Below are 13323 nucleotides of genomic sequence, written 5' to 3'. Positions count from 1 at the left end.
CTCCGCGGCGGTCAGCCCGTCGGGCGGGTCCCCGCTACCGGCGTCGTCGACCACTGCTGTGTTCCTCCCCGTTCCCGCGGCGCACCGGTCCCCGTCCCGCGAGGACCGTTTCTCCGCTTCTTCGTACACCTGTTTCATGCCCGCTGTGTGACCGGCTGAACGCTAGTGGTGAACGCTGTCTTCCGGGGCCCATATCAGCCAGTGATACAGGCGTCAGGTACCGAAAGAAGGTCTGAGAGAATTGGTCATGTGATCTCTCGAATCGATCTGCGCGGCGACGCCCTCACGGAATTCCCGTCGGGGTCCGCCCTTCGCGCCCTGCTGCCCCGTGCCGACTTCGACGTCGCGGCCGCCCTGGAGAAGGTGCGGCCCATCTGCGAGGCCGTGCACCATCGTGGCGACGCGGCGCTGATCGAGTTCGCGGAGAAGTTCGACGGGGTGGGCCTGGAGCAGGTCCGCGTCCCCGCCGCCGCAATCACCGAGGCCCTCACCGGCCTCGACCCGGCCGTGCGCGCGGCCCTGGAGGAGTCGATCCGCCGCGCCCGCGTCGTCCACCGCGAGCAGCGCCGCGCCCCGCACACCACGCGGGTCGTGTCCGGCGGCTCGGTCACCGAGAAGTGGGTGCCCGTCGAGCGCGTCGGGCTCTACGCGCCCGGCGGCCGGTCCGTCTACCCCTCCTCCGTGATCATGAACGCGGTGCCCGCGCAGGAGGCCGGCGTCGAGTCGATGGCGCTCGCCTCACCGCCGCAGGCCGACTTCGGCGGCCTCCCGCACCCCACGATCCTCGCCGCCTGCGCCCTCCTCGGCATCGACGAGGTGTACGCGGTCGGCGGCGCCCAGGCCGTCGCGATGTTCGCGTACGGCACCGAGAGCTGCGCCCCCGCCAACATGGTCACAGGACCCGGCAACATCTGGGTCGCCGCCGCCAAGCGCTACTTCACCGGCCGCATCGGCATCGACGCCGAGGCCGGGCCGACCGAGATCGCCGTCCTCGCCGACGACACCGCCGACGCGGCGCACGTCGCCTCCGACCTGATCAGCCAGGCCGAGCACGACCCGCTCGCCGCCGCCGTGCTCGTCACCGACTCCGTCGCCCTCGCCGACGCGGTCGAGAAGGAGCTGACGCCGCAGGTCGCCGCGACCAAGCACGTCGAGGACCGCGTCATGCCCGCGCTCCGGGGCCGCCAGTCCGCGATCGTCCTGGTCGACGGCCTGGACGAGGGCCTGCGGGTCGTCGACGCGTACGGCGCCGAGCACCTGGAGATCCAGACCGCCGACGCCGCCGCCGTCGCGGAGCGCGTGAAGAACGCGGGCGCGATCTTCGTGGGCCCCTGGTCGCCGGTCTCCCTCGGCGACTACTGCGCGGGCTCCAACCACGTCCTGCCCACCGGCGGCTGCGCCTGCCACTCCTCCGGCCTGTCCGTGCAGTCCTTCCTGCGCGGCATCCACATCGTCGACTACACCCGCGAGGCCCTCGCCGACGTCGCCCACCACGTCGTGACGCTCGCCGAGGCCGAGGACCTCCCGGCGCACGGCGCGGCGATCAAGGCGAGGTTCGGATGGAAGGTGCCGGAGCCCCAGTGACCAGGATCGACGACCTTCCCGTACGCGACGAGCTGCGCGGCAAGTCCCCCTACGGCGCGCCCCAGCTCGACGTACCCGTACGCCTGAACACCAACGAGAACCCCTACCCGCTGCCCGAGCCGCTCGTCGAGCGCATCGCCGAGCGGGTCCGCGAGGCCGCCCGCGACCTCAACCGCTACCCCGACCGGGACGCGGTCGAGCTGCGCACCGCCCTCGCGCGCTACCTCAGCGACACGGGGGGCCACGAGATCGCCCCCGAGGGCGTCTGGGCGGCCAACGGCTCGAACGAGGTCATCCAGCAGCTCCTCCAGACCTTCGGCGGGCCCGGCAGGACGGCCATCGGTTTCGAGCCCTCGTACTCGATGCACGGCCTCATCGCCCGCGGCACCGGCACCGGCTGGATCTCAGGACCGCGCAACGACGACTTCACCATCGACGTGGCGGCGGCCGAGCGCGCCCTCGCCCGGCACCGGCCCGACGTCGTCTTCATCACCACACCCAACAACCCCACGGGCACCGCGGTCCCCGCCGAGACGGTCCTGGCGCTCCACGACGCCGCGCAGGCCGCGAAGCCGTCCCTGGTCGTGGTCGACGAGGCCTACGTGGAGTTCAGCCACGGCGCCTCGCTGCTCCCGCTGATCGAGGGGCGGCCGAACCTCGTCGTCTCGCGGACCATGTCCAAGGCCTTCGGCGCCGCCGGGCTGCGCCTCGGCTATCTCGCCGCCGACCCGGCGGTCGTCGACGCGGTGCAGCTCGTGCGGCTGCCGTACCACCTGTCGGCCGTCACCCAGGCCACCGCCCTCGCCGCCCTGGAGCACACCGGCACGCTCCTGAAGTACGTGGAGCAGCTCAAGGCCGAGCGGGACCGCCTCGTCACCGAGCTGCGCGCGGCGGGGTACGAGGTGACCGAGTCCGACGCCAACTTCGTGCAGTTCGGGCGGTTCGAAGACGCCCACGCCGTCTGGCAGCAGATCCTCGACCGGGGCGTCCTGGTCCGGGACAACGGGGTACCGGGGTGGCTGCGGGTCACCGCGGGAACCCCCGAAGAAAACGACGCGTTCCTCGATGCGGTACGCGAACTCAAGAAGGAGCGAGACGCATGAGCCGCGTAGGACGGGTCGAACGCACCACGAAGGAGACGTCGGTCGTCGTCGAGATCAACCTCGACGGCACCGGAAAGGTCGACGTGTCGACCGGCGTCGGCTTCTACGACCACATGCTCGACCAGCTCGGCCGCCACGGCCTGTTCGACCTCACGGTCAAGACCGAGGGCGACCTGCACATCGACTCCCACCACACGATCGAGGACACCGCGCTCGCCATCGGCGCCGCCTTCAAGCAGGCCCTCGGCGACAAGGTGGGCATCTACCGCTTCGGCAACTGCACGGTCCCGCTCGACGAGTCGCTCGCCCAGGTGACCGTCGACCTCTCGGGCCGTCCGTACCTCGTGCACACCGAGCCGGAGAACATGGCGCCGATGATCGGCGCGTACGACACGACGATGACCCGGCACATCCTGGAGTCCTTCGTCGCGCAGGCGCAGATCGCCCTGCACGTCCACGTGCCCTACGGCCGCAACGCCCACCACATCGTGGAGTGCCAGTTCAAGGCCCTGGCCCGCGCGCTGCGTTACGCGTCCGAGCACGACCCGCGCGCCGCCGGGATCCTCCCCTCCACGAAGGGCGCGCTGTAAAGCCATGACCGGCCTCAACACCATCCTCATCGTCGTCGGACTCTTCCTGATCGGCGGCATCATCTCCTTCGTCAAGCAGGGGATGCCCAAGAGCCTGATCACGCTCCTGTCCATCGGCGCCGTGATGTGCCTGGCTGCGGGCATCCTGCGGCTCGACTACTGGAACTGACGGGGGCGTACAGCGACATGAGCACTCCCAAGAAGGTCGTCGTCTTCGACTACGGCTTCGGCAACATCCGCTCCGCCGAGCGCGCCCTCGCGCGCGCGGGCGCGGACGTCGAGATCACGCGTGACTACGACACGGCCATGGCCGCCGACGGCCTCCTCGTGCCCGGCGTCGGCGCCTTCGCCGCCTGCATGCGCGGCCTGAAGGAGGCGCGCGGCGACTGGATCGTCGGGCGCCGCCTGGCCGGCGGACGCCCGGTCATGGGCATCTGCGTGGGCATGCAGATCCTCTTCTCCCGGGGCATCGAGCACGGCGTCCAGACCGAGGGCCTCGACGAGTGGCCCGGCACGGTCGAGCCGCTGAAGGCCGACATCGTCCCGCACATGGGCTGGAACACGGTCGAGGCATCCGCCGGATCGACCCTCTTCAAGGGCCTGGACGACGACGCCCGCTTCTACTTCGTGCACTCCTACGCCGTGCACGACTGGTCCCTCGAAGTCGCGAACCCGGCGATGCGCGCGCCGCACGTCACCTGGTCCACGCACGGCGAGCCCTTCGTGGCGGCCGTCGAGAACGGCGCCCTGTGCGCCACCCAGTTCCACCCCGAGAAGTCCGGCGACGCCGGTGCCCAGCTCCTCACCAACTGGATCGGAACACTGTGAGCTCCCTCGAACTCCTTCCCGCCGTCGACGTCCGCGACGGCCAGGCCGTACGCCTCGTCCACGGCGAGTCCGGCTCGGAGACCTCCTACGGCTCCCCGCTGGAGGCGGCCCTCTCCTGGCAGCGGTCGGGCGCCGAGTGGCTGCACCTGGTCGACCTGGACGCGGCGTTCGGCACCGGCGACAACCGTGCCCTGATCGCCGAGGTCGCGGGCGCCATGGACATCAAGGTGGAACTCTCCGGCGGCATCCGCGACGACGCGTCCCTGGAAGCCGCGCTCGCCACCGGCTGCACGCGCGTGAACCTCGGCACGGCGGCCCTGGAGACCCCGGACTGGGTCGCCAAGGTCATCGCGTCGCACGGCGACAAGATCGCCGTCGGTCTCGACGTGCGCGGCACGACGCTGCGCGGCCGCGGCTGGACCCGCGACGGCGGCGACCTCTACGAAACGCTGGAGCGCCTGAACGCCGAGGGCTGCGCGCGCTACGTGGTCACCGACATCGCCAAGGACGGCACGCTCCAGGGCCCGAACCTGGAGCTCCTGCGCAACGTCTGCGCGGCGACGGACCGGCCCGTGGTCGCCTCCGGCGGCGTCTCGTCCCTGGACGACCTGCGCGCCATCGCCGAGCTTGTCCCGCTCGGCGTCGAGGGCGCCATCGTCGGCAAGGCGCTGTACGCCGAGGCGTTCACGCTGGAAGAGGCGCTCGCCGCGGTGGCCTCCTCATGAGCGACGCCGTACGCCGGGTGAGCTCGGGCGGCCCCTGGGAGGAGACCATCGGCTACTCCCGCGCCGTCGCGCTGCCGAACGGCCTGGTCCTGGTCTCCGGCTGCACGTCCGTGGTGAACGGCGTCATCGAGGCCGGCACCCCCTACGAACAGACCATCAACGCCTTCAACGCGGCCGTCGAGGCCCTGCGGGAGTTCGGCCTCGGCCGCGAGCACGTGGTCCGCACCCGCATGTACCTCACCCACGCGCGGGACGTCGACGACGTGGGCCGCGCCCACAAGGAGCTCTTCGACGAGATCCGCCCGGCCGCGTCGCTGCTCATCGTCTCCGGCTTCATCGACTCCAGCCTGGTCGTCGAGGTCGAGGTGGAGGCGTACGGCCCGGAGGCGGGTGCGGCATGACTCTCTCCGTACGGGTCATCCCCTGCCTGGACGTGGACAACGGCCGCGTCGTCAAGGGCGTCAACTTCCAGAACCTGCGGGACGCGGGCGACCCCGTCGAGATGGCCAAGGTCTACGACGCCGAGGGCGCCGACGAGCTGACCTTCCTGGACATCACCGCGTCCTCCGGCAACCGCGGGACGACGTACGACGTGGTCCGCCGCACCGCCGAGCAGGTCTTCATCCCGCTCACGGTCGGCGGCGGCGTGCGCACCGCCGAGGACGTCGACAAGCTGCTCCGGGCGGGCGCGGACAAGGTGGGCGTGAACACCGCGGCCATCGCGCGCCCCGACCTGATCCGCGAGATCGCGGAGCGCTTCGGCCGCCAGGTCCTGGTCCTCTCGGTCGACGCCCGCCGCACGGCTTCGGGCGCCTTCGAGGTCACGACCCACGGCGGCCGCAGGTCGGCGGGCATCGACGCGGTCGAGTGGGCGCACCAGGCGGCGGAGCTCGGGGCGGGCGAGATCCTCCTGAACTCGATGGACGCCGACGGCACCAAGGACGGCTACGACATCGAGATGATCTCCGCCGTACGCCGACACGTCACGGTCCCGGTCATCGCCTCCGGCGGAGCGGGCGCCCTGCCCCACTTCCCCCCGGCCATCGAAGCGGGCGCGGACGCGGTCCTGGCCGCCTCGGTCTTCCACTTCGGCGACCTACGGATCGGCGAGGTAAAAACAACGCTACGAGAGGCGGGCCACCCGGTGCGCTAGGCGCCGTCGGCGGGAGAGATTACGCAAGAAAAGTTGTGCAATTTATATTGTGCAACTTTTCTTGCGTATCTACGGTCGGGGCATGACCAAGCAGCAGCGCCGCCGCGTGACCGACCTCGGGACTCTGAAGGCGTTCGGGCACCCCCTGCGCCTGAGGCTCTACGGAGCCTTGAAGGTGGCCCGCACCGCCACCGCCTCGCAGCTCGCCGAAGAAGTCGACGAGGCCGTCTCGCTCGTCAGCTACCACCTGCGCAAGCTCGCAGAGCACGGACTCATCGAGGAGGCGCCGCAGGCACAGCGCGGGGACGGGCGGGAGCGGTGGTGGGTGCTTGCCCAGGAGGTACTGGCGTTCCACACGGAGGACTTCCAGGACACCCCGGAGAAGGCCGCCGCTCTCGCGGCGGTGAACCGCACCCTCCACGCCCAGCGCGCCGACCTCTACGGCATCTGGCTCGACCAGCGCGCGGCATGGACCCCCGAGTGGCGTTCGGCCGCCGACGACTCCGACTTCCTCGCCCGCTTCACCCCGGCCGAACTCACCGCGCTCACCCAGGAACTGCACGCCGTGATCCGCGCGCACGAGCGGCGGGCCGAGGCGGCCGAGGAGGCGGGGGAGACCGAGGGGCGCGAGAAGGTGCTCATGTACCTCCAGTCGTTCCCGTTCCGGTCACTGTGAGCCACGCGGAGATGTCCACCACCGGCTTACCCGCGGCCGCCGTCGCGGCACCGCCCGCCCACCGCGACGGCAACGTCCTGCGCTGGCTCGGCGCCTACACCGCGTCGATGATCGGCGACAGCGTCTACTTCGTGGCGCTCTCCTGGGCCGCGGCCCGCAGCGGCAGCCCCGCCCAGGCCGGGCTCGTCCTCGCCGTCGGGGCCGTACCGAGGGCCGCGCTCATGCTCGGCGGCGGCGTGATCGCCGACCGGTTCGGGCCGCGCCGCGTGGTCATCGGCAGCGACGCCGTGCGGTGCCTGGTGATCCTGGGGGTGGCCGCGCTGCTCCTCCTCTCCGCGCCCGGCATCTGGGCCCTCGCCGCGGTCGCCCTGTTCTTCGGAGCCGTGGACGCGCTGTTCCTGCCGAGCGTCGGAGCCCTGCCGCCGCGCATCACCACGCCGGGCCAGCTCGGCCGGGTGCAGGGGATGCGCGGGGTCGCCGCCCGTATCGCCACCGTCGTCGGCGGCCCCCTGGGCGGCATCGCGGTCGTGGCGGGCGGCTCGGCGGCGGCCTTCGGGGCGGCCGGAGTCCTCTTCGCCGCGTCCCTGGCGCTGCTGCTCGCCGTACGCGTACGAGAACTGCCCACCGAGGCGGCGGGGGAGCCCGCGTCACCCTGGCGTGAACTCGCCGACGGGCTGCGGTACATCCGCGGCCACCGGGTGCTCGCCCCGCTGATGGCCGTGATCGCCGTGGGCGAGCTGGGCTTCGCCGGGCCCGCCAACATCGGTCTCGTCCTGCTCGTGCAGGAGCGCGGCTGGGGCGCGGCCGGCCAGGGGTGGGTCATCGCCGGGTTCGGTGTGGGCGCCGGGCTGGCCTCGATGCTGCTCGCCGTGCGCGGACGGATGCCGCATGCCGGGGCAGTGCTGTGCTGGGTGGTCTTCCCCGGGGCCGCCGCCACCGCCGCGCTCGGCCTCGTGCCCTCGGTGGCGGGGGCGGTCGTGGCCGCCGTCTTCCTCGGGCTGCTGCTCGGGCTCTGCGGCGCCCTGTGCGGTGCGCTGCTCCAGACCGTCACCGACCCGGCCTATCTCGGCCGCGTCACCTCGGTGTCCAGCCTCTTCACGCTGGGCCTCTCGCCGCTCAGCTACCCCGTGGTCGGCGCCGCGATCGGGGTGTGGGGCATCGCGCCGGTTTTCGTGGCGTGCGCGGCGCTGACCGCGTCGGCCGGTGTCATCGGCCTCTGCTCCCGCGCCCTGCGCCGCGCCGAACTGCCCCGTCGCTGATGGTCCCTACAGCCCCAGCCGCTTCGTCTCCTGGAGGGTGGCGATGGCTGATTTTTCGCCGTCCAGGTCCACCTCGGCGGCGCTCTGCCTGCCGTACGCGAACAGGAGGAGTTCGGAGGGCTCGCCCGTGGCCGTGACCACCGGGGTGCCGCGGTGGGCCACCGCCGTCTGGCCGTCGGTGCGGCGCAGGACCAGGCCCACCGGGGCCTTGCGGCCGATCAGGCGGGCCGTGCGCTCCAGGCTGGACCAGAGGGCGTCCGCGAAGACCGGGTCCAGTTCGCGCCGGACCCAGTCGGGACTCGCGCGGCGCACGTCCTCGGTGTGGATGTAGAACTCGACGGCGTTCGAGGCCTCGTCGATCTGCTTGAGGGAGAAGGGGGAGAACCGCGGCGGGCCGGTCCTGATCAGCTGGATCAGTTCCTCGTACGGCTTCGCGGCGAACTCGGCCTGCACCCGTTCCAGGCGCCCGGCGAGCTGCTTGATCAAAAGCCCGCCCGCGGCGTCCGCACGGCGCTCGCGCACCACCACGTGGGCCGCGAGGTCCCGGGTCTTCCAGCCCTCGCACAGAGTGGGGGCGTCCGGCCCCTCCGCCTCCAACAGGTCGGCGAGGAGAAGTCGTTCACGCTTCGCATGGGTCGACATACGCCCAAGCCTACGACCGCCCACCCGGTCCGGACAGTGGACGGGTGCCCGGCCCCCGCCCCACGCGCGGCACAATGGGCGCATGACCAGCGTGCCCCCGCCCAGCAGCGGCCTCGACCCGCGGATCGCCGCGCGACTCAAGCGCAGCGCCGACGGGCTCCTCCCCGCCATCGCCCAGCAGTACGACACCGGCGAGGTGCTGATGCTCGGCTGGATGGACGACGAGGCGCTGCACCGCACCCTGACCACGGGACGGTGCACCTACTGGTCCCGCAGCCGCCAGGAGTACTGGGTCAAGGGCGACACCTCCGGACACTTCCAGTACGTCAAGGAGGTCGCCCTGGACTGCGACGCGGACACCGTCCTCGTCCAGGTCGACCAGGTCGGCGCCGCCTGCCACACCGGCACGCGCACCTGCTTCGACTCCGACGTGCTGCCGTTGTCCGGCATCTCCGCGCCGGACGCGTCCGGCGGCACGGCCGCCGGTCAGTAGGGTCTGCTGCCATGGACCTCGAGACCTTCCGCAAGCTGGCGTCCGACCGCCGAGTGATCCCCGTCAGCCGCAAGCTCCTCGCGGACGGCGACACCCCCGTCGGCCTCTACCGCAAGCTCGCCGCCGAACGCCCCGGAACATTTCTTCTCGAATCCGCCGAGAACGGAAGGTCCTGGTCCCGGTACTCCTTCGTCGGCGTCCGCAGCGCCGCCACCCTCACCGTCCGCGACGGCGAGGCCCACTGGGTCGGCACCCCGCCCGTCGGCGTCCCCACCGGCGGCGACCCGCTCGAAGCGCTGCGCGCCACCATCGCCCTGCTGCACACCCCGCGTGACGTGGTCAGCGCCGACGACCTCCCGCCCTTCACCGGCGGCATGGTCGGCTACCTCGGCTACGACATCGTGCGCCGCCTGGAGAAGATCGGCCCCGGCGAGCGGGACGACCTCCGGCTCCCCGAGCTGACCATGCTGCTCACCAGCGACCTCGCCGTACTCGACCACTGGGACGGCTCGGTCCTGCTGATCGCCAACGCGATCAACCACAACGACCTCGACTCCGGTGTCGACGAGGCATACGCCGACGCCATCGCCCGCCTCGACGCCATGGAGGCCGACCTCTCCCGGCCCGTCGCCCAGCCCCCGGCCGCGCTGCCGCCCTCCGAGCTGCCCGAGTACACCGCGCTGTGGGGCGGCGAGCAGTACCAGGAGGCCGTCGAGGACATCAAGGAGCGCATCCGCGCCGGCGAGGCCTTCCAGGTCGTCCCCTCGCAGCGCTTCGAGACCCCCTGCACGGCGAGCGCGCTCGACGTCTACCGCGTGCTGCGGGCCACCAACCCGTCGCCGTACATGTACCTCTTCCGCCTCGACGGCTTCGACGTCGTCGGTTCGAGCCCCGAGGCCCTCGTCAAGGTCGAGGACGGGCGGGCCATGGTGCACCCCATCGCCGGGACCCGCCACCGCGGCGCCACCCCGCGCGAGGACCAGGCGCTCGCCGACGAACTGCTCGCCGACCCCAAGGAGCGCGCCGAGCACCTGATGCTCGTCGACCTCGGCCGCAACGACCTCGGCCGGGTCTGCGAGCCGGGCTCCGTCGAGGTCGTCGACTTCATGTCCGTCGAGAAGTACTCCCACGTCATGCACATCGTCTCGACGGTCACCGGCCAGGTCGCCCAGGGCCGCACCGCCTTCGACGTGCTCACCGCCTGCTTCCCCGCGGGCACCCTCTCCGGTGCCCCCAAGCCCCGCGCCATGCAGATCATCGACGAGCTGGAGCCGTCCCGCCGCGGGCTCTACGGCGGCTGCGTCGGCTACCTCGACTTCGCGGGAGACTCCGACACCGCCATCGCCATCCGCACCGCCCTGCTCCGCGACGGCACGGCGTACGTGCAGGCCGGAGCCGGAGTCGTCGCCGACTCGGACCCCGTCGCCGAGGACAACGAGTGCCGCAACAAGGCCGCCGCGGTGCTGCGCGCCATCCACACGGCGAACCGCCTGCGCGCCACGGGGAGCGGTGAGGGATAGTGGACAGGTGACTTCCGCAGTGCCATCGCCCCGAACCGACGCGCCGACCGCCGAGACCCCGGCCCAGCGCGGCAGCAGGCGCAGCATCGGCGCCGCGCTGCTGCTCGGCTCCGTCGGCGCGGCCCTCGCGCTCCTCGCCTCCCGCCAGGACTGGGCCCACGGGACCGCCTCGGTGGCGGGCGGCGCCCTGCCGCTGTCCGCCAGGGGCAGCGACGTCACGGGCGTCCCCGCGGCCCTCGCGATAGTGGGCCTCGCCGCCCTGGTCGCGATCTTCGCGGTCCGCCGCACCGGACGTGTCCTGGTCTCCCTGCTGCTCACGCTGAGCGGTGCGGGGATCGTGGCCGCGGCCCTGCTCGGCGCCGACGACGACGCCGCGCTCGACGAGAAGGCCGCCACCGCCTCCGGCGACGCCGCCGCCACCATCCACGGCCTCTCCCACACCGGATGGCCGTACGCCGCCGTAGGGGCGGGCGTCCTGATCCTGCTCGCCGGGCTCCTCGCGCTCACCTACGGCCGTTCGTGGCCCGCGATGTCGGGGCGTTACGAACGCGACGGCTCGCCGAGCCCCCGCAAGGCGCGTCCGGCCCCGGATCCGGAGCGGCCCGAGGAACTGTGGAAGGCCCTGGACCGCGGCGAGGACCCGACGCGCGAAGCGTGACCCCGCGCTCACGGGATACGCACGGGTACGGGACAATGTCGGCGAGCGTCCGACTCGCGGTGGGCCTCCCACCCACCACCACGCATACAGCACATAGGAGTAAGTCATGGCGGGCAGCAGCCACGGACACACCCCGGCCGCCTGGACCGGTGTCATCATCGCCTTCGTCGGTTTCTGCGTCGCGGGTGCCTTCATGGTGATGGCCAACGTGCCCGGGTTCTGGGCCGGCATGGCCATCGTCGTGCTCGGCGGCCTCGTGGGCATGGCCATGCGCGCCGCGGGCATGGGCCAGGAGAAGCGGCGCCCGCCTCGTCAGGCCACGGGCTCCAAGGCCAAGGCCAAGGCCAAGGCCTGAGCTTCCGCACGCGTCCAGAGGCGGTCCGGCGGTCGCCGGGGGCCGCCTCTTCGTGTGTCCGGCACCGGGCGCCGGGCCCGTCCGCGAGGCAGAATGCCCGGGTGACCGCAGAAACCGACCACGCCGAAGCCGACCGCGCAGGAACCGACCGCGCCGGAGTCGAGCCCATGCCGGGAAGCGGGGTCGGCGGGCGCGGGCGCAGGGCCGGTGTCCTGGCCCGTCTGCTTGTCCCCGGCGCCCTGCTCGCCTCGGCCGCCGGGGCCTTCGCCTACGTCGGCGCCGTCGACCCGAACGAGCCCGGCCACTACCCCGCCTGCCCGCTCCTGCGCCTCACCGGCGTCTACTGCCCCGGCTGCGGCGGCCTGCGCAGCGCCCACGCCTTCGTCCACGGCGACCTCACCACGGCCCTCGGCGCCAACGCCCTCGCCGTCGTCGGCTACGTCGTCCTCGCCGCGATCTGGACCGTATGGGTGATTCGTACGGTGCGCGGGCGACCCCTGCGGATCGAGCTGGGCACGGCCGGGCTCTGGGGCCTCGGCGCGCTGATCGCGCTCTTCACCCTCGTACGCAATCTGCCGTTCGGATCGTGGCTGCATCCCTGAACGGCCGCATCCCTGGACGCGCAGGCCGCGCGAGTGACGTATGTCCAGGTCGTGGGATGGGCGTCAACCGGATGCGAAGGCTTCGCCCTCCTGCGGATACCATCGCAGTGACCAGCTTCAACCGTCAGGGAAGGGGACCGCTCGCGTGAGTGTGCTCGACGAGATCATCGACGGAGTCCGTGCCGACCTCGCCGAGCGGCAGGCGCGCGTCAGCCTCGACGAGCTGAAGGAGCGCGCGGCCAAGGCTCCCGCGGCCAAGGACGGCGCGGCCGCCCTGCGCGGCGACGGCGTCAAGGTCATCTGCGAGGTGAAGCGCTCCAGCCCCTCCAAGGGAGCGCTCGCCGCGATCGCCGACCCCGCAGGGCTCGCCGCGGACTACGAAGCGGGCGGCGCCGCCGTCATCTCCGTGCTCACCGAGGAGCGCCGCTTCGGCGGCTCGCTCGCCGACCTGGAGGCCGTCCGCGCCAAGGTCGACATCCCCGTCCTGCGCAAGGACTTCATCGTCACCTCCTACCAGCTGTGGGAGGCAAGGGCGTACGGCGCCGACGTCGCGTTGCTCATCGTGGCCGCCCTGGACCAGCCCGCCCTGGAGTCCCTCATCGAGCGCGCCGAGTCGATCGGCCTCACGCCGATCGTCGAGGTGCACGACGAGGAGGAGGCCGAGCGCGCCGTGGACGCGGGCGCCCGGGTCATCGGCGTCAACAACCGCGACCTCAAGACCCTCAAGGTCGACCGCTCCACCTTCGAGCGCATCGCGCCCGAGCTGCCGGACAGCGTCGTCAAGATCGCCGAGTCCGGTGTCCGCGGACCGCACGACCTGATCGCCTTCGCCAACGCGGGCGCCGACGCGGTGCTCGTGGGCGAGTCCCTGGTCACCGGGCGCGACCCGAGGGCCGCGGTCTCCGACCTCGTCGCCGCGGGCGCCCACCCGGCGCTGCGCCACGGACGGAGCTGACCCACCCGATGCCGATCGCCGCCCGCCTGGCCCCCGGCTGCCGCCCTCGCGGCTGCCGGGCCCCGGCGCGCCGCGTGCGGGGCAGGCGAGTGCGGTATCACATCGGTTCGGAACCGGGCCAGATCCCCGGGATGCGATGGCGACGCGGCGCCCCGAATGCCGCCGCGAGCTGAAGCGCCC

18 protein-coding genes are annotated in these 13323 nt (G+C 72.4%); 17 read left to right on the top strand and 1 reads right to left on the bottom strand.

Annotated features, from left to right (window positions below; genetic code table 11):
- Positions 1 to 249: 249 nt before the first annotated feature.
- From hisD to ACRAKF_RS11270, 10 genes are all read left to right on the top strand, one after another.
- On the top strand, positions 250 to 1584 hold the full coding sequence (gene hisD / locus ACRAKF_RS11315; protein ID WP_447036822.1) for a histidinol dehydrogenase: 1335 nt from the start codon (positions 250 to 252) through the stop codon (positions 1582 to 1584).
- Positions 1581 to 2687 (top strand): histidinol-phosphate transaminase, encoded by a 1107-nt coding sequence (locus ACRAKF_RS11310; protein ID WP_447036821.1) that lies wholly within the window; start codon positions 1581 to 1583, stop codon positions 2685 to 2687. Before hisD ends, ACRAKF_RS11310 begins: the two co-directional genes overlap by 4 nt.
- Positions 2684 to 3277 carry an imidazoleglycerol-phosphate dehydratase HisB gene (hisB, locus tag ACRAKF_RS11305; RefSeq protein WP_447036820.1) on the top strand — a complete coding sequence of 198 codons (594 nt, stop codon included), beginning with the start codon at positions 2684 to 2686 and terminating at the stop codon, positions 3275 to 3277. The genes ACRAKF_RS11310 and hisB overlap by 4 nt, the downstream gene beginning before the upstream one ends.
- A 4-nt stretch (positions 3278 to 3281) precedes the next feature.
- Complete coding sequence (locus tag ACRAKF_RS11300) at positions 3282 to 3446, top strand: hypothetical protein (protein WP_055550328.1); 165 nt, start codon at positions 3282 to 3284, stop codon at positions 3444 to 3446.
- A 17-nt stretch (positions 3447 to 3463) separates the two neighbouring features.
- A complete protein-coding gene (hisH, locus tag ACRAKF_RS11295) occupies positions 3464 to 4105 on the top strand; it encodes an imidazole glycerol phosphate synthase subunit HisH (protein ID WP_447036819.1) in 642 nt (213 codons plus the stop codon).
- Positions 4102 to 4830, top strand: a complete 729-nt coding sequence (gene priA / locus ACRAKF_RS11290) for a bifunctional 1-(5-phosphoribosyl)-5-((5-phosphoribosylamino)methylideneamino)imidazole-4-carboxamide isomerase/phosphoribosylanthranilate isomerase PriA (RefSeq protein ID WP_447036818.1) — start codon at positions 4102 to 4104, stop codon at positions 4828 to 4830. Before hisH ends, priA begins: the two co-directional genes overlap by 4 nt.
- The gene (locus ACRAKF_RS11285) at positions 4827 to 5231 is read left to right on the top strand and encodes a RidA family protein (protein WP_447036817.1); all 405 of its coding nucleotides are present in this window, start codon (positions 4827 to 4829) and stop codon (positions 5229 to 5231) included. The genes priA and ACRAKF_RS11285 overlap by 4 nt, the downstream gene beginning before the upstream one ends.
- A complete protein-coding gene (hisF, locus tag ACRAKF_RS11280; protein ID WP_447036816.1) occupies positions 5228 to 5983 on the top strand; it encodes an imidazole glycerol phosphate synthase subunit HisF in 756 nt (251 codons plus the stop codon). The genes ACRAKF_RS11285 and hisF overlap by 4 nt, the downstream gene beginning before the upstream one ends.
- Positions 5984 to 6065: 82 nt before the next feature.
- Positions 6066 to 6659 carry a winged helix-turn-helix domain-containing protein gene (locus tag ACRAKF_RS11275; protein WP_447036815.1) on the top strand — a complete coding sequence of 198 codons (594 nt, stop codon included), beginning with the start codon at positions 6066 to 6068 and terminating at the stop codon, positions 6657 to 6659.
- Between the two features lie 11 nt (positions 6660 to 6670).
- On the top strand, positions 6671 to 7918 hold the full coding sequence (locus tag ACRAKF_RS11270; RefSeq protein ID WP_447036814.1) for an MFS transporter: 1248 nt from the start codon (positions 6671 to 6673) through the stop codon (positions 7916 to 7918).
- 6 nt (positions 7919 to 7924) lie between these two features.
- Here ACRAKF_RS11270 and ACRAKF_RS11265 read toward each other — a convergent pair whose 3' ends face one another.
- A complete protein-coding gene (locus ACRAKF_RS11265; protein ID WP_447036813.1) occupies positions 7925 to 8560 on the bottom strand; it encodes a TIGR03085 family metal-binding protein in 636 nt (211 codons plus the stop codon).
- Between the two features lie 82 nt (positions 8561 to 8642).
- Here ACRAKF_RS11265 and hisI point away from each other — a divergent pair, with 82 nt between their 5' ends.
- The 7 genes from hisI (at position 8643) to trpM (ending at position 13316) form a co-directional block, all read left to right on the top strand.
- Positions 8643 to 9053, top strand: a complete 411-nt coding sequence (gene hisI / locus ACRAKF_RS11260) for a phosphoribosyl-AMP cyclohydrolase (RefSeq protein WP_447036812.1) — start codon at positions 8643 to 8645, stop codon at positions 9051 to 9053.
- Between the two features lie 11 nt (positions 9054 to 9064).
- A complete protein-coding gene (locus ACRAKF_RS11255; RefSeq protein WP_447036811.1) occupies positions 9065 to 10573 on the top strand; it encodes an anthranilate synthase component I in 1509 nt (502 codons plus the stop codon).
- Positions 10574 to 10580: 7 nt separating this feature from the next.
- The gene (locus ACRAKF_RS11250; protein WP_447036810.1) at positions 10581 to 11231 is read left to right on the top strand and encodes a TIGR02234 family membrane protein; all 651 of its coding nucleotides are present in this window, start codon (positions 10581 to 10583) and stop codon (positions 11229 to 11231) included.
- Between the two features lie 106 nt (positions 11232 to 11337).
- A complete protein-coding gene (locus ACRAKF_RS11245; RefSeq protein ID WP_447036809.1) occupies positions 11338 to 11586 on the top strand; it encodes an HGxxPAAW family protein in 249 nt (82 codons plus the stop codon).
- Positions 11587 to 11753: 167 nt separating this feature from the next.
- Positions 11754 to 12188 carry a DUF2752 domain-containing protein gene (locus ACRAKF_RS11240; protein WP_447041922.1) on the top strand — a complete coding sequence of 145 codons (435 nt, stop codon included), beginning with the start codon at positions 11754 to 11756 and terminating at the stop codon, positions 12186 to 12188.
- Positions 12189 to 12333: 145 nt separating this feature from the next.
- Positions 12334 to 13143 carry an indole-3-glycerol phosphate synthase TrpC gene (trpC, locus tag ACRAKF_RS11235; protein ID WP_447036808.1) on the top strand — a complete coding sequence of 270 codons (810 nt, stop codon included), beginning with the start codon at positions 12334 to 12336 and terminating at the stop codon, positions 13141 to 13143.
- Positions 13144 to 13151: 8 nt separating this feature from the next.
- On the top strand, positions 13152 to 13316 hold the full coding sequence (gene trpM / locus ACRAKF_RS11230) for a tryptophan biosynthesis modulator TrpM (protein WP_447036807.1): 165 nt from the start codon (positions 13152 to 13154) through the stop codon (positions 13314 to 13316).
- Positions 13317 to 13323 lie beyond the last annotated feature (7 nt).

This window comes from Streptomyces sp. DSM 118878 (assembly GCF_052936595.1).
Note: the sequence above shows the minus strand (reverse complement) of the source record. Positions and strands in the feature narration are given on the sequence as shown.